The sequence below is a fragment of the Anaerophaga thermohalophila DSM 12881 genome (assembly GCF_000191885.1).
Lineage (GTDB): Bacteria > Bacteroidota > Bacteroidia > Bacteroidales > Marinilabiliaceae > Anaerophaga > Anaerophaga thermohalophila.
This window is the reverse complement of record NZ_AEWI01000018.1, coordinates 1-25946: the sequence shown is the minus strand read 5'-3', so window position 1 is coordinate 25946 and position 25946 is coordinate 1. Positions and strand designations below refer to the sequence as shown.

Sequence of the window (25946 nt, the reverse complement as noted above, 5' to 3'; positions counted from 1 at the left end):
CATGAAACTGTTAAACGAATACCAGAATGTCTATTTTGTCGGCATAGGAGGCATCGGAATGAGTGCCCTGGCAAGGTTTTTCAGTTCTGCCGGACAACCGGCAGGGGGGTACGATCGTGTTCAAAGCCCTGTAACCGATGCTTTGCAGGCAGAAGGTATGAGTGTGGTATTCGATAGCGCTGTTGATGCCGTTCCTGATGATTTCAGGGATAAAGAAAGAACGCTGGTTATTTACACGCCGGCTGTTCCTGCCACCCATCCTCAACTATCCTGGTTTAAAGAGAATGGATTCAAAGTGTTGAAGCGGTCGCAGGTATTGGGTATGATTACAAATGATATGTGGTCGGTTTGTGTTGCAGGTACTCATGGCAAAACAACTGTTTCAACCCTCACTGCCTTTTTGTTGCATAACTGCCGGCGGGGGGTCAATGCTTTTCTGGGAGGAATTTCCCGGAATTTTAACACCAATTTCATCGGGAATGGAGAATCGCAGATAGTGGTGCTCGAAGCCGATGAGTTCGACCGTTCATTCTGGCAGCTTAATCCGTCAATAGCTTTGATTACTTCAATGGATGCCGATCATCTCGATATTTACGGAACCATCGATGAGGTTAGAAAGGGATTCGAGGGGTTTGCACAACGGATTAAAGCCGGTGGAAAACTGATTATTAAATCAGGGCTTCCTGTGCCTTACAATCTTCAGAAAGAAGTGGAGGTGTTTACTTATTCGACGGATGGAGATGCTGATTATACAGCGGTTAATGTTAAGGCTGTTAACGGATATTATCATTTTGATTTAAAAACACCTGAAGGAACTGTTGAGGGATTCAGAATGGGAATTCCCGGACTTTTGAACGTGGAGAATGCAGTAGCAGCACTGACTCTGGCACGAATGAGCGGAGCCGGTTATGCTGAATTAATCGACGCCTTGCCAAACTTCAGGGGAATAGCCCGGCGTTTTGATGTATTAATAAATACCTCACGGTTGGTGTACATCGATGATTATGCTCATCATCCGCAGGAAATAAGGGCAACATTGCAAAGTGTACGGGATATATGGCCTGGTCGCCTGGTAACCGGCATTTTTCAGCCGCACTTGTACTCACGTACCCGCGATTTTGCCCAGGCGTTTGCCGAAGTGCTTGACCAGGGACTCCACCGGATTGTTTTATTACCTTTATATCCCGCGAGGGAAGAGCCAATACCCGGCGTGTCCGCCAAAACCATCAGCCGCTATATTGACAGGAATAAATGTACAATTGTTGAAAAAGAGGAACTGATCCCTTATTTGAACAATCTTAAACCCGATGTTTTAATTACCATGGGAGCCGGGGATATTGACAGACTGGTGCCTCGCATTTGTGAATGGGGATACCGGTATATAAAAAATGACAACAATACCTGAACAACTTGTTACCAATGAAGCGGGTAAAACAAATATTACTTTGGAGCTTATTGCTTTTGTACTTTCCGGTGATGCTCGGACTGGTGGAAAGTCATCACCAGGAAGTGGTGTGTAGTGAGGTTGAAGTAAATGTTCTGGATAGTTTGCAAACTCGCTTTATCAATCATGAAGCGATCAGAAATGCCGTTCTGATGAAATTTGAAGGCATTCTGGGTGAACCGGTAAATTCGCTGAAACTGAATGAAATAGAGGCTTTTGTGGAAAAGCACCCGGCTGTCAGAAATTGTGAAGTCTACAATACAATAGAAGGTCATCTGAAAATCGATCTTTTACAGCATTATCCATTGTTCAGAGTGTTTGAAGACAATCGATCGTATTACATTGACGAGGACGGGAACGAAATGCCGTTGTTCGACAATTTTACGGCAAGGGTAATGGTCGTCAGCGGGGCTATCGAAGGGCAAATGGAGCATTTGATTTATATTGCCAGGCTTTTCCGTAACGATCCGTTTTGGTCGGCCCAGATGGAGCAGTTGTACATAAAGCAGAACGGCGATTATGTATTGGTACCGCGGGTAGGTGATCATCTCATTCTTTTGGGACAGCCCGAGCGCATCGATGAAAAACTCAGAAACCTGAGAGCACTCTATAAGCAAGGGCTATCGCCCCGTGAGTGGAACAATTATCAGGTGATTAATTTGAAATATAAAGGACAAGTTCTTTGCTCGAAAAACAGGAATATATGATTCAGAGACTAAATTTAATTTCAGCCATAGACATCGGTTCCACTAAAGTTGTGGCCGTTGCAGGACGCAAACATCCCGATGGTCAGGTAGAAATTCTGGGAATAGAAAAGGTGGGATGCACTGGTGTAAAGAGGGGAGTCGTTCTCAATATTGAGGAAACGGTGAAGGCTATTCAGCAGGCTGTTGCTGCCCTTGAGGATCGTCTTGGCATTAAGTTGAGTGAGGTTTTCGCAGGTGTGTCGGGCCAACACATTCGCACCATGGGAAACCGTTGTTATCGCTTTATCAAAGCCGGTAATGAGATAAATACTTTTGACCTGGAACAACTTTTACAGGACAGTTATCGTATTGCCCTTGAGCCCGATGAAAAAATATTGCACGTTGTTCCCCAGGATTATATTATAGATCATGAGAGCGGCATTAAAGAACCCGTAGGTTTTTCGGGGCAAAGGATAGAAGGAAACTATCATGTGGTGATAGGCCGCAATACAACCATAAAGAACATTGAAAAATGCATCGAAAAGGCCGGCCTTCGGTTAAACGGTCTGATGCTTTCTTCTTTGGCATCGTCGGGGGCTGTCCTTTCAGAAGAAGAAAAAGAGGCCGGAGTGGTGATGGTTGATATAGGGGGAGGAACGACCGACCTGGCGCTCTTTCACGATGGTGTGTTGCGACATACCGCAGTCATTCCGTTTGGCGGGAATGTTATTACCGGTGATATAAAAGAAGGGTGTGCGGTCTTGCAAAAGCAGGCTGAAGCATTGAAAACCCGTTTTGGTTCTGCATTGGGGACACTCGCCAGGGAGGATGCTGTTGTAACCATTCCGGGTATTCCGGGATGGGAGCCTAAAGAGATATCGTTCAGGAGTCTGGCCTGCATTATACAGGCCCGAATGGAAGAAATCATTGAGCTTATTATTCATCACGTTGAACGTTCCGGGTTTTATGAAAAACTGGGCGCCGGGATTGTCCTGACAGGAGGTGGTGCAAACCTTCATCACCTGGCTGAGCTCACAAAGTTGAAAACCGGTTTGGATGTAAGAATAGGGGCAACTTCTCGTGCGTTTTCAAGTGAAGAAAAGAAATCGCTTGAAGACCCGTCTCTGGTAACTGCTATTGGATTGCTTGTTTCTGCCGGTCAATATCCGGGCAGTAAAATGATAACACGCGAACAGGTTCTTTTCGATGATATAGAGCCGGAGGAAACTTCCGGCAAAAAGAAGAAATCATCGGGAGGTAAATCGAAGAAGTCCAGGAAAGTAAAAAAGACTGAGTTTACCGGTGATCTTTTCGAGAAACTACAGCGCAATTTTGCCAGTATTTTCGATGAGCGGGACACCGAAATGTAAAAAAATTCCGCCCCATAAAAAGGAGGTAACTATGAGTGATGATCTGATGAATTTTGATATACCGGGCAATGCCAATTCCATTATAAAGGTCGTTGGTGTTGGTGGTGGTGGCAGCAATGCTGTCAATTACATGCACAGTCTGGGCATTAAGGATGTAACCTTCGTGGTTTGTAATACCGATGCACAGGCCCTGGCCAATAGTCCTGTTCCTGTTAAAATACAGCTCGGCGAATCTCTCACCGAAGGACGTGGGGCAGGTAATAAACCCCTGAAAGGACGCGAAGCGGCTATTGAAAGCCTTGAATCGGTTCAAAAGGTTTTGGAAGATAATACAAAAATGGTGTTCATAACCGCCGGAATGGGGGGTGGTACAGGTACAGGAGCTGCTCCGGTTATCGCCAGGGCCGCTAAAGATATGGGAATACTGACGGTGGGAATCGTGACCATACCGTTTAAGTTTGAAGGTCGTATAAGAATTGAGCAGGCTCTTGAAGGAATTGCCGAAATGGAAAAACATGTAGATTCTTTACTGATTATTAACAATGAGAAGCTCCGCGATATGTATGGCGATCTGAAACTTAGCAATGCGTTTTCGCGGGCCGATAATGTGCTTGCTACTGCAGCAAAAGGTATTGCTGAAATTATTACCGTGCACGGGTACATCAATGTAGACTTTGCCGATGTTGAAACGGTGATGAAAGAGAGCGGGGTGGCCATTATGGGGTCTGCCACTGCCGGGGGCGAAGAGCGTGCCATTGATGCTATTCAGGCTGCGTTGGAGTCTCCCTTGCTGAATAATAATGACATCAGGGGAGCGAAAAATATTCTCCTTAATATTACATCCGGTGTCGATGAAATTACTATGGACGAGGTGGGAGAAATAACCGACTATGTTCAGGAGAGGGTTGGTGCTACTGCATCCATTATCTGGGGTTCCGGAACCGATGAACGGTTTAACGACGAGGTGAATGTTACCATCATAGCCACCGGTTTTGCTTCTGGTCATATCATCCAAAAACAGGACGGAAAACCGGTAAAAAAGAAAATTACCCGCTTCAGTATGGATGAAGAAGGGAATGTAAATGATGAGGAAGAACCTGCCAGCAGCGATCAGGATGAGGAAAGTTCAAGAGTCATTGATTTTGATGAGATGGAGCGTGAGAAGGAGAGACAAATTGAATGGCTTTATGGTGAAAATGTACCATCTCCTGAAAACAGTGAGAAAGAGGGTGATTTGTTTTCGTGGGCCATCGACAGTAACAAGAAGGACGCCGGACCTCTTCTTGAGCAAGGTTCTGCCGCAGCTCTGACGCCCGAAGAAATGAGTGATGAGAAGTTGATTGATGAAATGGAGAATATTCCTGCCTACAAAAGGAGAAATATATCGATCGATGATAAAAAAACGCCCAATTTGGGGAAGAGCAATAATCCATCCGGTCGCAAAGTGTCAAGGTTTACGCTCTCCGAAGGGAAGAATGGTCCGCGAATAAGCGACAACAATCCGTATTTGCACGATAATGTTGATTAGGAAGTTAATTTTTAACGTTTTGATATTATGAGTTTGATAGACAAAGTTACCGAGGAGATAAAAAGCGCCATGAAAGCGCGTGAGCAAGTAAGGCTCGAAGCATTGAGGAGTATTAAAAAAGAATTGCTGGAAGCACGCACCGCAGCTAATTCTGGCGGTATAGTATCGGAAGAAGAAGAGTTGAAGATTCTTCAGAAAATGATTAAACAACGGAGAGATTCTGCTAACATTTATTCTGCTCAGGGGCGGGCCGATTTGTATGACAGAGAAATCGCAGAGGCAGATGTGATTGCTCAATTCCTCCCTGCACAGATTAAGCCTGAAGAAATGGAGGAAGAACTGAAAAAAATTATCCGGGAAACAGGCGCCGGTTCTATGAAAGATATGGGAAAAGTTATGGGGATTGCGACAAAAAAAACTGGCTGGCAGAGCCGAAGGAAAAGATATTTCCGATACAGTAAGACGGCTTTTATCAGAGGGTTGACAGAGATATTTCAACAAAACAAAAAAAACAGGACGGAAATTTTTTCCGTCCTGTTTTTTTTTGTTCTGTCAATAAGTTTCTATTAATAGAAGTTGGAACGGTTATCAACAATTTCTGCATTATCGCGAATGGTTTGAAGCAGCTGGTAACTCACTCTCTGGTTCAATGAGTTTACTAATTGTCGTTTTATCTGTTCTTTGTCTACTTCCACCTCTTCTTTATTGGTTACCTGTACCAGATATACTCCGTTATTACCTGCGGCAGGCTCGGAGACCTGGTTTACCGGAGAATAAACGGCCAATGATACGAGTGCCGGTTCAACGCCTGCTCCTGTAACCTGAAAAGAATTAAATGTTATATCGGAAGCAGATTGTATTTCCCCATCCACGGCTTCAGCTATTTCTTCGAGCGACTTTCCGCTTTCTTTTTGCTCTTTGAGTTGCTCGATGAGCTTTTCTTTTTTCTTTTCATTCATTAATTGTCTTTCAATTCGATTTCTGACGGCGCTGAGCGGCATGTTTCCTTCTTCAGTAATGTTGGTGAGAAACGCTATAACAAACTGGTCTCCAAATTCGAAAATGGGCGACATATCACCTTTTTCTGCTTTAAAAGCCCATTTGACCAACTCCCGGGGCGATTCCAGATTTCCAACATTACGGTCGTTTTTCTGCAGGTTACGACCATATTTCTTCGTTAAGTTTTGTTCTTCAATGGCCTTGTTGAATTTTTCCGGCGTGTTGTTCAGGGCTGCGAACCGGGTTGCTTCCGAATAAACATCCTGATACGTTTTGGAGCTGTAAGTCACCTCCCGACCCAACGTGGCCAGCTGGTATTTTGTAGAGGGAATGCCTTTAGCCATAATATGAATGATATGAATGCCAAACTGACTCTCCACCTTCACAATTTCTCCTTCTTTTCCAAAGAAACAGGCATCGTTAAAAGGCTGAACCATTTGTCCCTGACGGAACCATCCAAGGTCACCGCCATTAATTGCAGAACCCTGGTCTTCGGAGTATTGCCTTGCCAGTTCTTCAAAATCGGCTCCGTTGTTCAGAAGATTCATCAGGCTGTCGGCCAACTGATCAGCCTCATCCGGATTCTGAGGATTATTTCTCAAAAGGATATGGCGAGCTCTGACTGAGTCGGGAATCTGAGCAACATCTACCAGACGGGTCAGCTTGAACGTTTCATCTTCAAAATAGGGACCGTAAACGTCACCTTCCGATGCAGTGGTAACAAAGTCCCTGATTTCCGGGTCTAATGCCTCCGGCTTCATATAGCGGGGATTGAACGGAATATCTGAGTTGATCCGCACGAATTGAGCAACATCAATGTCGGGCGAACTGAAGTCATCTTTCATCTCAAGCAGCCTCTCGCGTGTGCTTTCACGGTCTTCTTCGGTGGGTTCCACGTCAAAAGTCAGATATTCAATATCGCGGCTGGCTTCTTGTCTGAATTCATCAATGTTTTCGTTGTAATAAGCTTTTATTTCACTTTCACTAACCGAAACTTCTTTGTCGTCGATAGAGGTTATCCGCTTTACAAGGAAATTAAAATCTACTTTGTTCGAACGTGCATTTGCCTCACTTTCAATCCATTGATTGGTGACATAAAACCCTTTTCCGAAGAGAGATGAATATTTACGAAACAACCGTTCGTTAATAAGTTGATTTTCTACGAATGTCCAGTAAAAATTGGCAGTCGCATCATATTGTTTTGATCTGAGGAAATTAATCACCTGTTGCTTGTCAAAAACTCCTGTTTGCGGATTCGTGAACAGTTGGCGTATCATTGGATGAACTTCGGAACCTGTAACCATTTCCACCAATTCGGCAGATGTTACCTCAATGCCCAGCTCTTCATATTTTTTCCCTAAAACTATTTCATTGATCATTTGGTTCCAGGCCTGGTCACGGAGACGGTTTATCATCTCCTCGTCAAGAGCGGATTCTCCTGAATTCAACCTTGTATATTCTTCCATTTCTGAAACTCTGGCCTGAAATTCCTGAATGGAGACCGATTCTCCGTCGATTTCGGCTATTTCCATCTGTGACCTCTGAAAAATTGAATTGCCAGAGCTTAGCAGGTCGGTCAATATAAATGCTAATAAGGCGAAGCCGATCATAACGGCCACAAGAACTCCTCCTTTACTTCTGATTCTCTCTAAAGTTGCCATTCGAATACAGATTAATTTTGTTTTTTAAATCAGGTCACGAATATACAAAAAAATGCACAATCGGTTTTCTTCAAGTATAAGTGATGCGAATTTATAACGAATAAAAATTTGGCCAATTTATCTGGTTAATGTTCTTCCTTTTTGTTGAGTTCTACAAGTTCAATTTTTGAACTGCTGGCCTCCAGAATTTTAATTTCAAACGGGTCGATCCGGATTTTGTCTCCCTTTTTAGGGATTGATTCATTATAGGTCAGTATCATTCCCGCAAGCGTCTCATATTCGTCGGATACGGGCAATTCGAGTTGATATTTTTCGTTGAGGTAGTCAATTTCAAAGCGGCCTGAGAACTGATAAGTATACTCATCAATTTGCTTTTCCACCAGGTCTGAGATGTCATGCTCATCATCTATCTCTCCGAAAATTTCTTCGAGTATGTCCTCTAATGTGACGATGCCTGCAGTACCTCCGAACTCATCAACGACCAATGCAATGCTCCTGTGTTCTTTCGTGAATAATTCCAATAGCTTATTGGCGGTCATTGTTTCGGGTACAATGCTTATGGGGCTGATTATGTTTCTGAGCTTTTTCGGGCTTTTAAATAGTTCCGATACATGTACATATCCAACAATATTATCGATGTGTTCTTTATAAACAAGAATTTTGGAGTGTCCGCTGTCTATGAATTTCTGACGCAGGGTTTCAATGCTGTCTTCGATGTCAACTGCCTCCAGATCGGTACGTGGAATGGTACATTCTCTTACTTTCAGAGAAGAAAAGTCAAGCGCATTTTTGAGGAGTTTGACCTCCTGGGGTATGTTGTCATCCTGTGGTGTTTTTTCCTGGTGTTCCGTAAGAAGATTGTTGAAATCCAACCGCCCGATAACAAGGTCTTCTGTGCTGGTTTTACTTTCAGAACCGGTTATTTTGCGTATCAGAAACTTGGAAATGCCATGGGTCATTTTTGACAATGGAAAGAAGAGACCGTAAAACAGCGAAAGGGGGATGCTGAAAATATTCAAGGTGAAGACAGGGTTTATTCTGAAAACTATTTTGGGCAGAAATTCAGCTGTAATAAGAATTATTATTGTTGATACAATGGTTTGCAGCAGTAAGACAGAGAAATCGGAACTGACATACCGGCCTATGACAGGCTCAAAAAGATGAGCTGTATAAATTCCATATACCACTAATGCAATGTTGTTACCAATAAGAATCGTGGTAATAAACAATCCCGGTTTTTGAAGGAAAACATCAATAATTTTGGCAATGTGCGGATTTTTCTTCCTGTTCAATTCTATTAACAGCTTATTGGCCGAAAGGAAAGCCATTTCGCTTCCGGAAAAAAACGCTGAAAAAAGTATGGTTACAATTATTACAGGTAAATATTCCATTTTTAAGGAGGTAATCTTTCCCGAAAGTTAATAAAAACTTAGCATTTTTTACCGGGTTTTATGGCTCATGGTTCTTTTCGCTGTTCTTCTTCAACCGACAAAATTCCGCTGATATTTTTTATGGTGTAATTTTCAAATTTTTCATCCGATTCGAAGCCGTAACCGGTTAGTATTTCTGTTTCAGTGGTAATTTTTATGAATTCATCCGAATAGATAAGATGTTTTTTAGTGTCCCAGAATAACTGTTCGGTATTGATGACTTCATTTTTAAAGTTTACTGCTTCCACGTTATTCTGGAGTTCCCAGAGATTTTCGTCTTCGTAATAAATGGCATAATTGCTTTTAATCTGGGCATCTATTTCTTCCTGGTCATTGTAAACGATTAGATGCAATCCTTTCGGGAATTCGGTGTAGGGTTGTTTTCTGTTTTCATACTGATTCATTTCCGGCGTAATAAACCGGTAAGCAACCTTTCCAGAATCGGTAATTACACTTTCAAGTTCATTAACTGCAAGTGAAGGGAAATTATTTTCGTCAACAACGGCTTTTATATCCTCAGGGTTGTTTGACTGGCAGGATGATAATAAAAAAACAACAGCAAGCAGTAAATATATAATACTGCCTGCTGTCAAAATTTTATTGCTATTTACAATATGTTGTTTCATCCGTATAAAATTTATTTATTAAGGCCGGATGGAACTCGCATGCAAAAACTTATACATATTCTGATTGTGGTAATCTTTGCCATGCTCGTTTCATCAGTATAAAATAAGTCTAAGTCATTGGCCTGATGGAACTCGCATGATTGAGATTTTTATACATGTTCTTTTGTGACAAACTTTGTCATGCTTATTATATTCTTTACCTGGATCTGACGGTGGTACGTTCGCCAATCCATCCGCCAACTGTGTAAGCTCCCCCTTCTTCAAGTCCCTGAAAGAAGATTTCCTCGGTTTTCGGGAAATGGCTGCTATAGGTATTGATCAACTCGTTGGCTTCGTCGGCCGTTTTGGGATCAATCGCTTTGGCTCTTTTAAATTTGTCCACTGCAGCCCAGTAGGCTGTTTTGTGTTCAAATTCATTCTCGCCGATACTGTTGGCTGAAGCAGCATAGGCTTTACCAATAAGAATATAGGGTTTCCCCCATTCGGGATTAATATCTGCCGCTTTTAATGCGTTTGATCGAGCTGCTATATAGTTTTTTTCTGCCAGATGAATCAGTCCGAGCTGGTAATAGAATTCAGCTTTTTGAATATCGTTTTTTTCCATTTCTATGGCTTCCTTAAAATAGCTGATGGCACGTTGGGTATCGCCCGATTTGATGTACATCCTTGCCAGTCCGTATGCAGCCGAGCTTGATGGCTCAATCTCATATTGGTATTCAGATACTTTGTATAAAAGCTCCATGTCTTCACAAAGTCCTTTGGCCAGGAGGCGGCTGACTTTCTGCAGCCATTCGAGGTCATTTTTATGCTCTTCAAGCTGTGGTGAAAATATTTTGTCCAGAGTTTCACAATCGGCAGCTCCGCTACTGGCAAATAAATCCTCTACCTGTCCCGACAATTTGGTATAAATATCATTATACTTTTCCATATTGGGATCTTCCAGGTGTTCATTTACTTTTTCGGTAATGGTAATATAATTGCTGACAACCTCTTCAGAAGATAGCTCACCGTCATTAAGCATAGCGATAGAAGTAGTTAAAAATAAAGCATAGGCTGCCGGTTGATATTTTGCCCCGTCATTGTTAACAGCATCACTGAGCAACTGATAGGCTTCTTTTCTGATTTCCGGATCATCTTTCCTGTACTTCAACATGTCAATGGCTTTAATCCCTTTAATATAGGGAATGCCATATCTTGAATGATCACCAAAATATTTCATTCGCTGATCATATACATTCATCAGTTTATTAAAAAGTTCATCTTTTTGTGCCTCTTCCGATGCATTTTCCAGCTTATAAGATATTATATCTACCCCGTCGGTATAAAGCCTCCTGGTAGACAACGGACATTCATTAAAGGCGATTTGCCAGTAAGGGTATGCATCATCATAAAGTTCCTGTTTTACCAACTCTGTATAGAGTGAAAGGTTTTTCAGGCATCGGATGCTGTCTTCTCCATGTCCGTACTTTGAACCGTCTTCTACACCTTTTTGTGCAAAGGTTTGTGTTATGGATAAGAGCAATCCTGATACTATAATTGTAAACGCTTTCATGATTGTAAATTTTTATAATACGAAATCAGTTTAGTCCCCGCTTTTCACTTATTGTTCTGAAATTAAAACTGTTCCGTGTTTTCAGATTATTTGATTTTGTTATTTATCTTTGAGTGCAGTATAAAAAGCCTTCAAACTGCTGATTTTTATCATTTTTACCCCTGACCCCTAAAGTGGAACTGCTAAAAATCAGCAGTTTGAAAAAGTCCCCTTTAGGGGATTTAGGGGTCAAAAGGCTTTTTAGACTGCATTCATATTTTATTTTTTCAAAAAAAACAGGTGCAAAGATATTAAAATATTAACAAAAATTGAATTCCTTACACACAGCTTTTTATTAATCGAATTTCCATTGCCTGAACCACAATTCATGAAATGTAAAATTCAAGGTTATTTTTCCATAAGTTTCATCGATGTCTAAATCTCCCGTGGGAGTAATGGTTCCGTATTCAAAGGCCAGGTTTATGGATGTTTTACTTCTGTTGTGTGGTAAACCTATCCCAAAAGTTATGCCAAAATTATTTAGTTCATTATCGTTTATCTGAATGTATTGATTACCATACTTAATACCTGCCCTGTATCTCATTCGTGCCAGGTAATTGCGGGATCGCAGATTCGGAATAAATTGGGCCCCGGCAGAAAAATGCGAGCTGTTTGTGGTTTTTGTATAGCCGTCGGGGAATGTGACATCTCCCCAGTTGGAGAGAACATAATCGGCGGCTATCGTCAGATTTTCATTTCTTTGGTAGGATATCCCCAGTCCAATGGAACTGGCCAGATCAAAACTTGAGATATTGGACGTATCCGAGGCCTCCGGAATCACATAGTTGGCAGTGAAAAGTTTGCCGTCTTCTGCATACTGCGACCCTTTTGCCACGGTTCGTTGAAAATCGCCGTTAACGGGACTTTGAGGGCGGAAAGTCAGACCTGCAGTGATCTTTTCTGTTTCACTTATTTGGTGTGTGTATTGTGCGCCAAAGTCGAAAATAAAATCGCTGGCATGCAGCTCATTCTGAATACCATATTTGTATGCGGCCTCATCATCAATGAATTCAATAAAATTAGTATGCCTGATATTACCAAAAAGATAGATGGCATGGAGCCCCAGGGAAAGATTGGGTAAAGGACGAATTGAGAGACCTGCGTATGCTGCAGATATGTTCCCTGTTCCTATGGCCCTGTTGAGTGAAGTCCCGTCAGAGAATTCAAACTCATATCCTGCATTTGAATAAGGTCTCAGTCCCAAAGATGTATGGACGTTTTTGGAAATGGGGAATCCCATTGCGAAGTAGCTGAAGTCAATGTTATTGTATTGTTCATCTCCTCCTGCCGTTTCAAAAGTCTGGGAATGAGCGGTTACCCCTGTTTCGAAGAAAAAAGACATGGTGTCTATGGCCGAATAGGAGGCCGGATTCATGAAATTAAGATGCTCATTGGTTCTGACCCCTATACCTGTATTGGCCATTCCGGCATTCTGGCCATAACCTGCTGTATTTAATTCTCCGATGCCATATCTTGAAAAGGGAGAGTAGGTTTTTTTCTGGGCATAGGTTGTCAATGAAACAACCAGTGCCAATAGCAAAAAATGATATCTGATAAGTTTATGCATTGTATTCTAATATTCTGTTGAGACCGTGAAGTACTAAATTTGGATGTACAAAGATGATATTTTTTGTGTAGGTAACAAAAAAATCTGCATCTCCCCCTGTGATGATTGTTTTGACATCGGGATATTGCTTTCTTGTTTTGTCAATATATGAATCTAATTCCATTATGATACCATTCTGTACCCCTGAGCGTATGGCTTCCTCTGTTGTTTTTCCCCAGAACTCCGATTGACCGGGTTCTACTTTGGGAAGCTGTTTGGTTTGCGTATGGAGTGCTGTAAAACGCATTTGTAAACCCGGCGATATGTTACCGCCTGTAAAAGTGTTTCCAACCACAAGGTCGAAGGTTATTGCGGTTCCTGCGTCGATGATCAATAAGGTAGACTCCGGATAGTGTGCTTGTGCTCCGGCAATGGCTGCCAGCCTGTCTTTGCCCAAAGTTTCCGGCGTTTTATACTGATTGATAAAAGGAAGCGGAGTATTTTGGTCGAAAATAATGAACCGGGTTTTTGCTGCTGAGAAAAATTGTTCTAATATTTTTGTTTCCTGTGTAACGGAAGAAACAATAATTTTACCGGGCGAATGGCGTTTGCAAAGTTCATTTAGTTTTTGTTGGTCAAGAAAAAACAGCTTGTAAGTGGCAATAAGCTTGCCCTTGTCAAAAAATCCTAATTTTGTGCTGCTGTTTCCCTGATCAATTGCTAAATTCATACTTTCAAATTCAAAATTTAATGTTGCATCAGAATGAGTGCAGTATAAAAGGCATATTTTTATCAAAAACAAGGCATTTTAAATTTTTGTACCGGAGTTAACTTTTTGTTAATGAGGATGCAAAAATTTAAAACAACAACGAGTTTGACAGCAAAGATGCTTTTTAGACCGGCCTCATCAGTATTGTATCTGAAATAATTCAGATACAAAAGGAACGATTCTTAATGTCTGATTGTGGGGCCATAAAATTTTATTTTCTGAACCATCCTGGAACAAGATGTTGCTAATAAATTTCGACAAATGTAATTTTTCTTTTTGGGTAAACGTGTTACTCCCAAAAATTATACCATTATTATGCGAAAAGTTTTGGTAGTTGAAGATGACCGGTTTATTTCTGCTATATTTTCTTTGTTTTTAAAAGACCTGGGTTTTGAAATTATTGGCAGATGTAAGACAGGGCATGAAGCTTTGGAAGAATCAAAGATTCATAAACCCGATATAGTTTTAATGGATATCCATTTGGAGGGAGATGTTGATGGTATTCAAGCTGCCGAAACCATTCAGCGGGAATGTGAGATTCCGGTTATTTTTGTGTCGAGTGATACCAGTTCTGAAGTGGTTGAGAGAGCTGTTATTTCGAACTCTTACGGCTATCTGGTGAAGCCCATAACAAAGAAAGAACTGGGAATAACCATGGATTTGGCTTATTATAAACATAAGGCCGACCTTGATCAGAAACGCCGGGAACAGAGTTTCAGGGATTACATTTCCAAAGCCCCGATTGCTATTATCATTGTGCAGAAAGGGATTATTCGCTATTTGAATAATCTTGCACTCGATCTTTTTAAAACGCATTACATGGAAGATATTGTGGGGACAGCCATGACCGATTTTGTGGATGATGAATTTGTGCCCATACTGGAGAGTATATTTGCCGATGAAAAGAGTGAAAATATTAAGCCGTTCCTTTTAGAAATCAATACATTTCATCACAAACGGTTAAAAGTAGTGGTTCATACATCGCTGATAACATTTAATGGTGCTACTGCTTTTCAGATGGTATTGGTTGAGGTTTCGAGCTATCTGGCCCGGATCGATGAATTGAAAAAATGGCGTGAGGCTGTCTTGTCGGGAAAGGGAGCTATTTTGCTTATCAATAATTTGTTTGAAGTAAAAGATTATAATCCTGCTTTTCAGGAGTATGTCTCTCCTGCCTTTGATATGCGCGGGCATTCGGTGTTCACTTTGCGCCCCTGGATGAATATTGACCGGGGAACACTGGCCAATATATTCAACCGGAAAAATGACACACCTTCCGAATTGATAATCGAAACCACTTCTCATCAACTTAGGTGTGCGGGATATATTTTAAGAAATGGAGATGGAGAACCGGAGGAAATTCTTGTGGTAATGAATGATGCAGTCGAAAAATAGGGGCATTGGTGCTACGATGACATTTCTTTCAATAAATCGCTTAGAGCCTGTATGTCTTTCACTTTTTTGACGGTTAATATCAGCCTTTCACCTTTTTGCTTCATCTGAACATCTTTCGGATGGCGTTGAACCCAATTCAGAATTTTTCCAAAGCATTCGGACTGATAAAAACGTGATTCCGGATTGTTAACAAAATAGAGGCGGGCCGAATGATTTTTCAGGTAAACTTTTTCAATGCCCATGGTTTTGGCCTTTATTCTCAATCTTACTATGTCAAGCAGTGCCAGGGCGGGTTCGGGTATTTGGCCAAACCGGTCTTTGAGTTTAAGCTCAAAACTTTTGATGCCTTCTTCCTCTGTTATGTTGTCCAGTTCCCTGTAAAGGTCCATGCGTTCCGCTATGTTGGTGACATAATCCTCAGGAATTCTGACCTCTTCATCGGTTTCAATCTGGCAGTCGTTGACGAATATATTTTTGTCTTCTTCTCCCGCTTTTGGTTCTTCTTTGAAAAGGTCGGGAAATTCATCTTCTCTGAGTTCCAGCATGGCTTCCTGAAGTATTCTCTGATAGGTTTCGTAGCCAATGTCTGCAATGTATCCGCTTTGTTCCGCTCCCAGTAGATTTCCTGCTCCTCTGATGTCCAGATCCTGCATGGCGATATTAAAACCACTGCCCAGTTCAGAGAATTCCTCAATGATTTGCAACCGTCTTCTTGCATCCTGGGTAAGTGTGTTCAGCGGCGGGGCCAGAAGATAACAAAAGGCTTTTTTGTTCGAGCGTCCGACTCTTCCTCTTAGCTGGTGAAGATCGCTCAGGCCAAAATGATGTGCATTGTTTATTATTATGGTGTTGGCATTGGGAATGTCCAGTCCCGATTCAATAATAGCAGTGGCTATCAGGACATCGTATTCGCCTTCAATAAAATCGAGCATAATGCGCTCAAGTTTTGGCCCCTCCATCTGACCGTGTGCCACAACGGTTTTGACATCGGGAAGCCACCGGTTGAGGGTTTTTTCGAGTTCATAGATGTCTTGTATCCTGTTGTTGATAAAGAAAACCTGACCGTTGCGTTCTACTTCGTAGGTAATGGCCTCTTTAATGATGGCTTCGTTGAATACATGAAGTTCTGTGATAATCGGGTGCCTGTTGGGCGGGGGTGTATTCAGGATGGATAAATCCCTTGCTCCCATCAACGAAAACTGGAGGGTTCGGGGGATTGGTGTTGCTGTAAGGGTGAGTGTATCTACGTTAATTTTCAGGCGCTTTAGCTTTTCCTTTACTGTCACGCCGAATCTTTGTTCCTCATCAACAATCAGGAGCCCAAGGTCTTTGAATGTAACATCTTTGCTCACCAGACGATGTGTCCCGATTACGATATCTACTTTTCCTTCTTTCAGATCGTTGATTACTTCTTTCGTTTTTGATGTTTTACGTAGGCGGCTCACATATTCCACACGGCAGGGAAAATCAGCGAGTCGGTCTTTGAATGTGCGATAGTGCTGAAGAGCAAGAATCGTGGTAGGAACTAACACTGCAACCTGTTTATTGTCACTTACGGCTTTAAAAGCAGCCCTTATTGCCAGTTCCGTTTTCCCGAAGCCCACATCGCCACAAACGAGCCTGTCCATGGGTGTTTTATCTTCCATGTCATTTTTTATGGCCTGGGTAGATTTGTTTTGATCCGGAGTATCCTCAAAAATAAAAGAAGCTTCCAATTCTTTCTGCATAAAGGAGTCTGGCGAAAAGGCATAGCCAGGCTCGGCTTTTCGTGCTGCATAAAGGGCAATAAGTTCACGGGCAATATCTTTTACCTTCTTTTTGGTCTTTTCTTTGGTGCGTTGCCATGCACCGGTTCCCAGCTTGTTAATACGCGGAGGTTCCCCGTCTTTCCCTTTAAACTTACTGATGCGGTGGAGCGAATGTATATTGACGAGAATAACATCATTGTCTTTATAAGTAAGTTTGATGGCTTCCTGCTTCCGGCCGTTTACGTCGGTGGTAACCAATCCGCCGAACTTCCCTATTCCGTGATCTATGTGTACTACGTAATCGCCGGGGTTGAGCCGCGAAAGTTCTTTGATGGAAAGTGATTGGCGGGCTGCCTTTGCTTTATCGGTTCGAAGTGCAAATTTATGATAACGGTCGAAAATCTGATGGTCGGTATAAACACATACTTTTAACTGATGATCTATAAATCCGCTGTGAAGCGTGTGATCAATTTCTTTATAGTTCAAATGTTTTCCCCGATCGTCAAATATCTGTCGAAGACGTTCAAGCTGACGCGGATTGTCTGACAGAATGTACACCTGATATTTTTCATCCAGCTTGTTTTGTATGTCATTTTCGAGTAGTTCAAAGTTTTTCTTAAAAACAGGCTGAGGTGAAGTTTCAAACCGGATTGATCGCACGTTATCGTGCGGAGGAGTGTTGTCCCTGATTATTTTGGGCCACACCGCAAAGGCTTTTTCCAGCTTTTCCGGGTTTACCAGGTTTTCTGGTGACGGAATATTCTGTAATTCAGATGGGTTATCAATGTTTTCGTTTTTTCTGATTACTTTCCGGAATACTTCTTTTGCCTTTCCCATAATTTGGGTGGGTTGCTCCATCCATACCCGGGTTTGTTGATCAAGAAAATCGGGAAGTGGAATATAATTATCTGATTTTTCCTGTATTTCCGATAAGTTGGGGAAAATTACCACGGATTCGAGCGATTTTTTTGACAGTTGATTTTCTATATCGAAAGTACGGATGCTTTCCACCTCATCGCCAAAAAAATCAATCCGTACCGGGTCCTCATTTGAAAAGGAATACACATCAACTATGGAGCCACGCAAAGAATACTGACCCGGCTCATAGACGAAGTCAACGCGCTGAAAATTCAGTTCCTGCAGGAAATCAGCTACAAAGGTCAGGTCGAGTTGGTCGCCTGTTTGAATAGTCATCGACTGTCCGCTCATTTCCTGCGTTGAAGGTACCGGTTCCAGGAGCGCTTCGGTATGGGTTACAACAAAGCAACTGCCGGATGGATTCCGGAGTTGTTCCAGGGCTTCGGTGCGGAGGATAATGTTGTTGCTGTCGGGCTGACCGAATTCAGGGGAACGTTTGTAGCTCGAAGGCAGGAAAAAGACTGAAGATTCTCCTCTCAGTTGCACCAGATCATGGTAGAAATAAGCGGCATCTTCTTTATCGTAAAGCACAAACAGATGCTTGAACTGTCCTGCACCTACAGCACCGGCCAGAGCAAAGGATGAGCCGGAGAGTCCTTTCAGATAGATGTTTTCTTTTGGTTCATTGAGCCACCCGGTAAGTTCTTTCAGCCCCGGATGGTCTTTGAAAATATTTATTAACGTGCTTAACTCCACTTGTAAAATTTTTTGCAAAAGTAGTGGTTTTTGAGAAAAAGGCAGGAGGTGAAATAAGAAGCAGGCTAAATAATTCTGAAGTGCTGTTAAAATATTCCACGCAAAAGCCCCAAAATATTTGCACGCAAAGGGAACAAAAGACTATCATTTTCTTTGCGATTTATTTTTGCAATTCCGGCATGGAATAATTACAGGCAAAACTCATAGTACCTCAAAATAATGAGCCCGGTCTAAAAAGCATCTTTGTTGCCAAACTCGTTGTTGTTTTAATTTTTTGCATCCTCATTAACTAAGAGTTAACCACGGTACAAGAATTTAAAACGCCTTGATTTTGACAAAAATATGCTTTTTATACTGCACTCAATAATATTTTGCTACGTTCAATCATAATCAGCAGAGATGTATGAGTCTGTTGCTAAAAAAGCTATTTTTGTCCTGATCGAGGCGCAAATCGGTGTTTAGTGGTATTTAATTAAAAAACCGGGTCGCTTTCTAAAAGAAATTATACAAAATGCAAATATCCAAATTCGGAGGGGCATCGGTTAAAGATGCCGATTCTGTATGTAATTTACTGAAAATAGTTGAGCAACTGGACCGGCCGCATGTGGTGGTTGTATCGGCTATGGGAAAAACCACCAATGCACTGGAGGCTTTGGCGGAAAGTTATTTTTCAGAGAAGCCCGACGAAATGAAGGAGCGGTTTCAGTTGGTAAAATCATATCATGAAGAAATTGCCGGCAATTTGTTTGGGCGTCTTGATGTTCCCGATCTGATTCCTTTTTACGACTGTTTGCAATCTTTGGAATGCCGGTTAGATCAGATGCCATCTATGCATTTCGATTACGAGTACGACCAGATTGTTTCGTATGGTGAGCTGCTTTCTACTTTGATAATCAGCGCATATCTCAATCACTCGGGTGTTCAGAATACCTGGGTGGACATTCGGCAGGTATTGAAAACCGATGATATTTACCGCGCTGCGAACGTCAATTGGGATCTGACATCCAGACTGATGCATGAGACATTTGCATTTGAAGGACCCGGACTGTATCTTACTCAGGGATTTCTGGGGGGTACCATCAGTAACATTTCAACTACACTTGGGCGTGAGGGGTCTGACTATACTGCCGCAATAATCGGTAATGTTATGGATGCGGGGAAAGTAACGGTTTGGAAAGATGTTCCGGGGATATTGAATGCCGATCCTCGAATTTTCACGGATGCACAGAAAATTGATGCGCTTTCGTATGCCGAAACCATCGAGCTTTCTTACTACGGGGCGCAGGTTATCCATCCGAAAACTTTAAAACCCCTTCAAAACAAGAAAATTCCGTTGTTCGTCAAGTCGTTTCTGAACCCTCTGGAGCAAGGAACAATCATCAGCGGAGAAAATCCTTCGCATTTGCCACCGATTTACATTCTTAAACGAAACCAGGTTTTTTTGACGCTTTCTCCCCGCGATTATTCGTTTATTACCGAAAACTATCTTGGACGCATTTTGTCACTTTTCGGTCAATACAGAGTCGGCATCAACCTTTTACAGACTTCAGCACTCAATTTTACTGCATGTGTGGATAACAGGGAGGAGCTGAAGTCGCTGTTGGAAAACTTTATGGAAACCATGGTGGTCAGATATAATGAAAATGTTGACTTATTGACCATCAGACATTACACTCAAGACGTTATAGAAGAAAAGCTAAATGGTTACACTGTCATCGATTCACAAATCACGAGAAAAAATGCTCGGTTCGTTATTTCCGAAGCTTCATAACATCCTCTGATTTGATTAGTTTGGCGCCTTTTTTTTCCATATCCTCAAATGCTTTGGATGTGTCATCGGGTTTAAGATTAACGCCTTTGGTGGCATCGGTTACCAGAAAGGTTTCATATCCCAGTTCCAACGCATCTTTCACTGTAAAGTAAACACATACATCCGCGGCAAGCCCTGTCACAAACAGACGTTTTACACCTTTTTTCTGAAGATAATCATGAAGTTCGGTTTGTATGCGGTGACCATTGTCAAAAAAGGCGCTGTAGGAATCTATTTTAGGGTCTGTTCCTTTGAAGACGACTTTTTGTATTATGCGTTGGTTCAACAAGGGAGAAATTTCGGCTCCAGGACTTCCCTGCACGCAGTGATCGGGCCATAAAATTTGCTCCAGACCGTCCAGGTCAATAACATCGCCGGGGTTATGGCCTTTGTGGTTTGATGCGAAACTTCCGTGGTTGGCCGGGTGCCAGTCTCTGGTGGCAACGATAAGTCCAAATCCGGTTTGAAGTGCATTAATGACGGAAATTATTTTATCGCCTTCCGGTACCTCCAGTGAGCCACCCGGAAGAAAATCGTTTTGTACGTCAACTATTAATAAAGCATCCATGAGGGAAAATTTTTACAAATAACAGGTAATTAATTGTTTATGAAATCGAAGAAATAAATTACAACGCTCTCATAACAAGAATCTTGCGTTATTTTGGCTGCGTCTGACTTCTTAAATGTACGAGCTCTTAGGTGTCGGGTTTTTATACTGCACTCTTTTATGCAAACGATAAATCAAAACGCCATGCTCGTTTCATCAGTGTTGTGCCTCTTCTTTATGTTTCAAAATCAGCTCCAGTCTTCGTTTGAAAAGGCTCTCCTCCAATCCGACAGGATACCGGTGTGGATTAATAAAACGTTTTATTGTCTTATCTAACAAACTAAGTTGTTCCGATGTTCGTTTTTGAAGGTGGTGGATGGTTTCGTTTTTATAAACGCACTTTCCCTTTCTGAATACCGGTTTCAAAAGGTCTTCACATTCCAGATTTTTTTTGTCAAGGATTTTTGAGCGTGTAGGATCGACCGGGTCTATAATTCTTACTGTACCGGAAAGGTCTGTTCGTTCATCAAAAATCATGTCGCCCACCATCTGTCCTTCTTTGAAGAACCTTTTGACCTGTTGTAATCCGGGGATATTGATCTTTACAGATTGTTCGGAAAGCTTGATGCGGTCTTCCCATTGACCGTCGTTCTTTTCTATGGCCGATAATTTATAAACCCCGCCTAACGCAGGTTGATCATAGGCAGTAATGAGTTTTGTGCCTATACCCCAGCTATCGATTTCGGCATCTTGTTGTTTCAGGCTGGCAACAATATGTTCGTCCAAATCGTTACTGGCCAGGATTTTCAGATGCGAAAGGCCGGCTTCATTGAGTTTCTTTCGTGCCAGTTGGCTGAAGTAGGCAAGATCGCCTGAGTCTAAGCGAATACCGTTTATTTTGTGACCTTTGGCTTCTGTTTTTTTGGTAACAGCTATTGCATTATCAATACCTTTCGGTGTATTATAAGTATCAACCAGGAAGATGGTATTGTTGGGCAGTGTGTTAGCAAAGGCCTCGAAAGCTTCCGTTTCACTGTCAAATGCCTGTACCCAGCTGTGTGCATGAGTTCCCAGGACAGGAATTCCAAATTTTTTCCCGGCCAATACATTGGATGTGCCGGCACATCCGCCAATAAATGCAGCGCGTGTTGCTGCAAGCGATCCATCCACTCCCTGGGCTCTTCGTAATCCGAATTCCATAACAGGATCACCTTTTGCTGCAATTGTGATACGGGCTGCCTTAGTAGCTATCAGCGTTTGGAAATTGATAAAATTGAGCAGTGCCGATTCGATGAACTGACATTGCAGTAGTGGTCCTTTTACTCGAATAAGGGGTTCGTAGGGGAAAACAATAGTTCCTTCCGGAATAGCATCAACATCACATTCAAATGGCATATTCCGAAGATAGTCCAGAAATTCCGGATCGAATAAAGGCTTCTGGTCATTCCCCTTTAATTCTGCAAGATAAGAGAGGTCTGAATCTGAAAATTTGAAATTTTTCAAAAAATCAATAACATAATCCAGTCCGCATTTCACGGCAAATCCCCCTTGGAAAGGATTGTTGCGGAAAAACAGGTTAAACACGGCCCGTTGTCTGTGCTTATTATTCTTCCAAAACCCATAAGCCATGGTTATTTCGTAGAGATCAGTAAGCAGTGCCAACGAATTCTTATATGTGGTTTTTAAGTTATCCATCAGTATAAAATTAGTCTAAGTTATTGGTCTGACGGAACTCGCATGCAAGAGTTCTCATGTTCTGTTGTGGAAAACGTTGCTATGCTCGTTTCATCTTACATTTAATAAGTTGTTACGGCTGTTATAATTGTTAAAATTGTTAATGTGTTAGTTGTTATAATGTTATAAGTTTTATTACATTAGCTAACAATCTAACAATCCTAACAATTTAATGATGAGCCTGGTCTCAAAAGCATCTTTGTTGCCAAACTCAGTGTTGTTTTAAATTTTTGCATCCTCATTCACTCAAACATGTCCTTTTGTGGCGGTTTTCTTTGTAAACAAAACGGCGGAGCCGACGGGGAAATCAAAATGCCATGCCTGTTTCATTTTTTCCTTCATTTTCGAATTTCACCACAAAACCCGCTTTATAAGCCTGGAAGGCACCGTTGGTGTCATATACCGGCCATGCCAGAAGTACCGATTGTACCTCTTTTGTCATCCGGTTGTTGATGGTATCGAGATACCATGCTTCTTCAAATTGAAGTTGCGATACTTCGTTGCGTTCAAATTGACCCGAAGCTTCCATCTCCTTTATATCTTCCGGGCTAAAAGGTTCGTCGGTATAATAATCGAAGGCTTTAACATTTCCCTGGTATATGGCTTCAAAGAGCATGTTGATCATGCGTTTGCGTTGAAGCCTTCTTAATCTGATATCCGCCCATTTGTCGGTAGAATCCAGGTTAATGATATCTACCGGATATAAAATGGTGTCTGCAACCTGAATGCCTGTGATATGTTCTTCGGAAGATGCTTGTTCCCCGCCTTCATGCTTACAGGCAATAAAAGCTGTGCCCATCAGCAGAACGGATAATATGACCAATTGTTTATGCTTCATATCACTTTTTTATCAGTTGAAACGGAGCCCGATTACAAGGAACGTGTTCCATTCGACCAATTAACGTAGACTTATTTTATATTGATGAAATGAGCATGACAAAGATTGTCACAAAAGAACATGTATAATTAACCTTTAATCATCAAAGAAACCAAAAACAGGTAACAGATTCTTCGTCGTTACCTCCTCAGAATGACATTAGACAGTCTGTCATTCTGAGCGGAGCGAAGAATCTAAAATCAATTAAAGCATAATAAATAGCATTATTCCAACAACTTAGACTAATTTTATACGGATGAAACGAGCATGGCAAAGTCTGCCACAACAGAACATGTATAAAGTCAATCATGCGAGTTCCATCCGACCTTAATAAATAAATTATATACGGATGAATTGTAAAGACATGCTTTCTGGTTCTGTGGCAAACTGACCTTTTTCGTAAACAATCCGGCCGTTAATTATAGTATGAGTGACTTTATGGGAAAAAGTTGTTCCCGAAAACGGACTCCATCTACATTTATAATGAACCGATTCGTCACTGATGATATTCTTTTGATCCGGTACAATCAGAGCCAGATCGGCATAATATCCTTCTTTTATAAACCCTCTTCTGTCGATATTGAACATTCGTGCCGGGGCGTGGCACATTTTTTCTACCACAAGTTCTTTCGGGAAAATGCCCTGAGCGGCCATTTCGAGCATGGCAATCAGGGAGTGTTCCACCAGTGGCCCACCGGATGGGGCATTGAAATAGTTGTTGTTTTTTTCGTCGAGTGTATGGGGCGCGTGATCGGTAGCTACAACATCAAGCAGGTTGTTTTTTAAGCCATCGCGAAGCGCATTCCTGTCTTTTTTTGTTTTTACAGCAGGATTCCATTTTATCCTGGTGCCATATTTGTCGTAATCTTCATCACTAAACCAAAGATGATGAACGCAAACTTCGGCAGTAATGGCTTTCTCTTCCAGTGGTTTTCGGGAGAACAGAGATAGTTCACGTTCCGTAGAGACATGCAGGATATGCAGCCGGGAGTTATATTTAGAAGCCAGTTCCACTGCCAGTGACGACGAACGATAACAGGCTTCCGTGCTTCTGATTTCGGGGTGATAACGGAAGGGCATTTCATCCCCGTATTTCTGACGGTAACGGTTGGTATTATTCCGGATTGTTTGCTCGTCTTCACAATGAGTCGCAATAAGTAAAGGAACTTCTTTAAAAATGTTCCTGAGAGTTTCAGGATTGTCAACAAGCATGTTTCCTGTTGATGATCCCATAAAAACCTTAATTCCGCAAATATTTTGGGGATCGGCTTTTAAAAGTTCATCCAGATTATCGTTGGTAGCTCCCAGGTAGAAGGAATAGTTGGCGTACGATTTTCTTTCGGCAATCTCAAATTTCTGCCTGAGTGCTTCAATAGTGGTTGTCTGAGGATTGGTGTTGGGCATCTCCATGAATGATGTTACGCCTCCTGCCACCGCAGCTTTCGAGTCGTGTTCAATGTCTGCTTTATGGGTCAGTCCGGGTTCCCGGAAATGTACCTGATCATCAATTACCCCTGGAATAAGATATTGTCCGGTAGCATCAATTATGGTATCAGCATCAGGCAATTCATCATTCGGGCTAAAAATTTTATCGATGAAGCGGTCTTTTATAAGTACACTTCCTTCGAGGGATTGACCTTCGTTAATTATGGTTGCATTTTTTATCAGGATATTCATACCTCATATTGTTTAAAAAAGCTGCTTATTTTCATTTTGATTACGCCCCAAAATGCTTCACTGAAAATGCTTCCACTCATCTTGGAAGAACCCCGTTGCCGATCCGTAAAAATAATGGGAATCTCTACGATCTTGAAACCGTATTTCCAGGTTGAAAACTTCATTTCTATCTGAAATCCATATCCTTTCAGATTTATTTTATCCAGCTTAATGGTTTCCAGCACCTTTCGGTGATAGCATTTAAAGCCGGCTGTTGTATCCATAATTTTCATTCCCGTCACGAGTCTTACATACACCGAGGCAAAATATGACATCAAAACCCTTCCTATTGGCCAGTTTACCACATTAACCCCCGATTTGTACCGGGAACCTATAGCTAGGTGGGCACCTTCATTCACACAGGTGTAATACAGTCTGTTCAGGTCTTTCGGATCGTGAGAAAAATCGGCATCCATCTCACAAATATAATCATAGCCTTTTTCAAGCGCCCATTTGAAACCGGTAATATAGGCTGTTCCAAGTCCAAGCTTACCTTCCCTTTCTATGATGTGCAAACGTTCCGGATATTCTTTTTGCATGTTTTTTACGATGGTTGCTGTACCGTCAGGTGAACCATCGTCTATAATTAGTATTTCGAATGTCACAGGTTGAGAAAAAACTGCTTTAATAATGGATTCAATATTTTCCTTTTCATTATAGGTTGGTATTATTACCAGGTTTTTGGTCTTTGTCATCTATTTGGTTCTTTATTTGGTCAATGGAATAATGACGTTTTTGACAGTTTTGTTAAATGTTTACATTAGGTTGGATAAATGCAGGTTTTCAGTTTCAGAAAATTTATTTTAGAGTGCAGTCTAAAAAGCCTTTTGACCCCTCCCCTCCCCTAAAGGGGAC

20 protein-coding genes are annotated in these 25946 nt (G+C 41.7%); 7 read left to right on the top strand and 13 right to left on the bottom strand.

Annotated elements, in window-relative coordinates; all coding sequences use genetic code 11:
• Window position 1 precedes the first annotated feature (1 nt).
• Genes murC through ATH1_RS19140 form a run of 5 tightly spaced genes read left to right on the top strand, consistent with a single transcriptional unit; the run spans window position 2 to window position 5598 of the window.
• Window positions 2–1405, top strand: a complete 1404-nt coding sequence (murC, locus tag ATH1_RS0106845) for a UDP-N-acetylmuramate--L-alanine ligase (protein WP_044115014.1) — start codon at window positions 2–4, stop codon at window positions 1403–1405.
• A 14-nt stretch (window positions 1406–1419) separates the two neighbouring features.
• Complete coding sequence (locus ATH1_RS0106840; protein ID WP_010419338.1) at window positions 1420–2151, top strand: cell division protein FtsQ/DivIB; 732 nt, start codon at window positions 1420–1422, stop codon at window positions 2149–2151.
• Entirely contained in the window at window positions 2148–3500 is a 1353-nt protein-coding gene (ftsA, locus tag ATH1_RS0106835; protein ID WP_010419336.1) for a cell division protein FtsA, read from the top strand. Before ATH1_RS0106840 ends, ftsA begins: the two co-directional genes overlap by 4 nt.
• Before the next feature lie 31 nt (window positions 3501–3531).
• Window positions 3532–5028: a cell division protein FtsZ gene (gene ftsZ / locus ATH1_RS0106830; RefSeq protein WP_010419333.1), complete on the top strand. Its 1497-nt coding sequence runs from the start codon at window positions 3532–3534 to the stop codon at window positions 5026–5028.
• Window positions 5029–5055: 27 nt separating this feature from the next.
• Window positions 5056–5598, top strand: a complete 543-nt coding sequence (locus ATH1_RS19140) for a GatB/YqeY domain-containing protein (RefSeq protein ID WP_010419330.1) — start codon at window positions 5056–5058, stop codon at window positions 5596–5598.
• Here the strand turns inward: ATH1_RS19140 and ATH1_RS0106820 are convergent.
• From ATH1_RS0106820 to ATH1_RS0106795, 7 genes are all read right to left on the bottom strand, one after another.
• Window positions 5595–7688 carry a peptidylprolyl isomerase gene (locus ATH1_RS0106820; protein ID WP_010419327.1) on the bottom strand — a complete coding sequence of 698 codons (2094 nt, stop codon included), beginning with the start codon at window positions 7686–7688 and terminating at the stop codon, window positions 5595–5597. The genes ATH1_RS19140 and ATH1_RS0106820 overlap by 4 nt on opposite strands.
• 125 nt (window positions 7689–7813) lie before the next feature.
• Entirely contained in the window at window positions 7814–9079 is a 1266-nt protein-coding gene (locus tag ATH1_RS0106815) for a hemolysin family protein (RefSeq protein ID WP_010419324.1), read from the bottom strand.
• 65 nt (window positions 9080–9144) lie between these two features.
• Window positions 9145–9744 carry an LPS export ABC transporter periplasmic protein LptC gene (lptC, locus tag ATH1_RS0106810; RefSeq protein ID WP_010419321.1) on the bottom strand — a complete coding sequence of 200 codons (600 nt, stop codon included), beginning with the start codon at window positions 9742–9744 and terminating at the stop codon, window positions 9145–9147.
• Window positions 9745–9940: 196 nt separating this feature from the next.
• The gene (locus ATH1_RS0106805) at window positions 9941–11296 is read right to left on the bottom strand and encodes a tetratricopeptide repeat protein (RefSeq protein WP_010419317.1); all 1356 of its coding nucleotides are present in this window, start codon (window positions 11294–11296) and stop codon (window positions 9941–9943) included.
• A gap of 103 nt (window positions 11297–11399) precedes the next feature.
• Complete coding sequence (locus tag ATH1_RS22580) at window positions 11400–11585, bottom strand: hypothetical protein (protein WP_081467429.1); 186 nt, start codon at window positions 11583–11585, stop codon at window positions 11400–11402.
• Between the two features lie 45 nt (window positions 11586–11630).
• Window positions 11631–12902 (bottom strand): BamG family beta-barrel-assembly machinery protein, encoded by a 1272-nt coding sequence (bamG, locus tag ATH1_RS0106800; RefSeq protein WP_010419314.1) that lies wholly within the window; start codon window positions 12900–12902, stop codon window positions 11631–11633.
• The gene (locus tag ATH1_RS0106795) at window positions 12895–13611 is read right to left on the bottom strand and encodes a type III pantothenate kinase (protein ID WP_029163996.1); all 717 of its coding nucleotides are present in this window, start codon (window positions 13609–13611) and stop codon (window positions 12895–12897) included. The genes bamG and ATH1_RS0106795 overlap by 8 nt, the downstream gene beginning before the upstream one ends.
• A 354-nt stretch (window positions 13612–13965) precedes the next feature.
• Between ATH1_RS0106795 and ATH1_RS0106785 the strand changes: the two genes are divergently transcribed.
• Window positions 13966–15045: a response regulator gene (locus ATH1_RS0106785; protein ID WP_029163995.1), complete on the top strand. Its 1080-nt coding sequence runs from the start codon at window positions 13966–13968 to the stop codon at window positions 15043–15045.
• A gap of 11 nt (window positions 15046–15056) precedes the next feature.
• Here ATH1_RS0106785 and mfd read toward each other — a convergent pair whose 3' ends face one another.
• On the bottom strand, window positions 15057–18425 hold the full coding sequence (gene mfd, locus ATH1_RS0106780; protein WP_139035283.1) for a transcription-repair coupling factor: 3369 nt from the start codon (window positions 18423–18425) through the stop codon (window positions 15057–15059).
• Window positions 18426–18918: 493 nt separating this feature from the next.
• On the opposite strand from mfd, the gene ATH1_RS0106775 reads away from it, so the two are divergent.
• The gene (locus ATH1_RS0106775) at window positions 18919–20178 is read left to right on the top strand and encodes an aspartate kinase (protein WP_010419303.1); all 1260 of its coding nucleotides are present in this window, start codon (window positions 18919–18921) and stop codon (window positions 20176–20178) included.
• Here the strand turns inward: ATH1_RS0106775 and pncA are convergent.
• The 5 genes from pncA to ATH1_RS0106750 all read right to left on the bottom strand — a co-directional run bounded on the left by pncA (window position 20159) and on the right by ATH1_RS0106750 (window position 25786).
• Complete coding sequence (gene pncA / locus ATH1_RS0106770; protein WP_010419300.1) at window positions 20159–20785, bottom strand: bifunctional nicotinamidase/pyrazinamidase; 627 nt, start codon at window positions 20783–20785, stop codon at window positions 20159–20161. The genes ATH1_RS0106775 and pncA overlap by 20 nt on opposite strands.
• A gap of 195 nt (window positions 20786–20980) precedes the next feature.
• Entirely contained in the window at window positions 20981–22459 is a 1479-nt protein-coding gene (locus tag ATH1_RS0106765; protein ID WP_010419297.1) for a nicotinate phosphoribosyltransferase, read from the bottom strand.
• 346 nt (window positions 22460–22805) lie between these two features.
• Window positions 22806–23336 carry a hypothetical protein gene (locus ATH1_RS0106760; RefSeq protein ID WP_010419293.1) on the bottom strand — a complete coding sequence of 177 codons (531 nt, stop codon included), beginning with the start codon at window positions 23334–23336 and terminating at the stop codon, window positions 22806–22808.
• A gap of 378 nt (window positions 23337–23714) precedes the next feature.
• Complete coding sequence (locus ATH1_RS0106755) at window positions 23715–25052, bottom strand: dihydroorotase (protein WP_010419290.1); 1338 nt, start codon at window positions 25050–25052, stop codon at window positions 23715–23717.
• The gene (locus ATH1_RS0106750; protein WP_010419289.1) at window positions 25049–25786 is read right to left on the bottom strand and encodes a polyprenol monophosphomannose synthase; all 738 of its coding nucleotides are present in this window, start codon (window positions 25784–25786) and stop codon (window positions 25049–25051) included. Before ATH1_RS0106750 ends, ATH1_RS0106755 begins: the two co-directional genes overlap by 4 nt.
• Between the last annotated feature and the right edge of the window lie 160 nt (window positions 25787–25946).

What these genes read in the sequence shown, in the direction of transcription:
- ATH1_RS19140 (WP_010419330.1), top strand. Translation starts at nt 5,056, where the DNA reads ATGAGTTTGATAGACAAAGTTACCGAGGAGATAAAAAGCGCCATGAAA.
- ATH1_RS0106750 (WP_010419289.1), bottom strand. Translation starts at nt 25,786, where the DNA reads ATGACAAAGACCAAAAACCTGGTAATAATACCAACCTATAATGAAAAG.
- lptC (WP_010419321.1), bottom strand. Translation starts at nt 9,744, where the DNA reads ATGAAACAACATATTGTAAATAGCAATAAAATTTTGACAGCAGGCAGT.
- ATH1_RS0106840 (WP_010419338.1), top strand. Translation starts at nt 1,420, where the DNA reads ATGAAGCGGGTAAAACAAATATTACTTTGGAGCTTATTGCTTTTGTAC.
- ftsZ (WP_010419333.1), top strand. Translation starts at nt 3,532, where the DNA reads ATGAGTGATGATCTGATGAATTTTGATATACCGGGCAATGCCAATTCC.
- ATH1_RS0106765 (WP_010419297.1), bottom strand. Translation starts at nt 22,459, where the DNA reads ATGGATAACTTAAAAACCACATATAAGAATTCGTTGGCACTGCTTACT.
- pncA (WP_010419300.1), bottom strand. Translation starts at nt 20,785, where the DNA reads ATGGATGCTTTATTAATAGTTGACGTACAAAACGATTTTCTTCCGGGT.
- ATH1_RS0106815 (WP_010419324.1), bottom strand. Translation starts at nt 9,079, where the DNA reads ATGGAATATTTACCTGTAATAATTGTAACCATACTTTTTTCAGCGTTT.
- ATH1_RS0106820 (WP_010419327.1), bottom strand. Translation starts at nt 7,688, where the DNA reads ATGGCAACTTTAGAGAGAATCAGAAGTAAAGGAGGAGTTCTTGTGGCC.
- murC (WP_044115014.1), top strand. Translation starts at nt 2, where the DNA reads ATGAAACTGTTAAACGAATACCAGAATGTCTATTTTGTCGGCATAGGA.
- ftsA (WP_010419336.1), top strand. Translation starts at nt 2,148, where the DNA reads ATGATTCAGAGACTAAATTTAATTTCAGCCATAGACATCGGTTCCACT.
- ATH1_RS0106760 (WP_010419293.1), bottom strand. Translation starts at nt 23,336, where the DNA reads ATGAAGCATAAACAATTGGTCATATTATCCGTTCTGCTGATGGGCACA.
- ATH1_RS0106775 (WP_010419303.1), top strand. Translation starts at nt 18,919, where the DNA reads ATGCAAATATCCAAATTCGGAGGGGCATCGGTTAAAGATGCCGATTCT.
- bamG (WP_010419314.1), bottom strand. Translation starts at nt 12,902, where the DNA reads ATGCATAAACTTATCAGATATCATTTTTTGCTATTGGCACTGGTTGTT.
- ATH1_RS0106805 (WP_010419317.1), bottom strand. Translation starts at nt 11,296, where the DNA reads ATGAAAGCGTTTACAATTATAGTATCAGGATTGCTCTTATCCATAACA.
- ATH1_RS0106795 (WP_029163996.1), bottom strand. Translation starts at nt 13,611, where the DNA reads ATGAATTTAGCAATTGATCAGGGAAACAGCAGCACAAAATTAGGATTT.
- ATH1_RS0106785 (WP_029163995.1), top strand. Translation starts at nt 13,966, where the DNA reads ATGCGAAAAGTTTTGGTAGTTGAAGATGACCGGTTTATTTCTGCTATA.
- ATH1_RS0106755 (WP_010419290.1), bottom strand. Translation starts at nt 25,052, where the DNA reads ATGAATATCCTGATAAAAAATGCAACCATAATTAACGAAGGTCAATCC.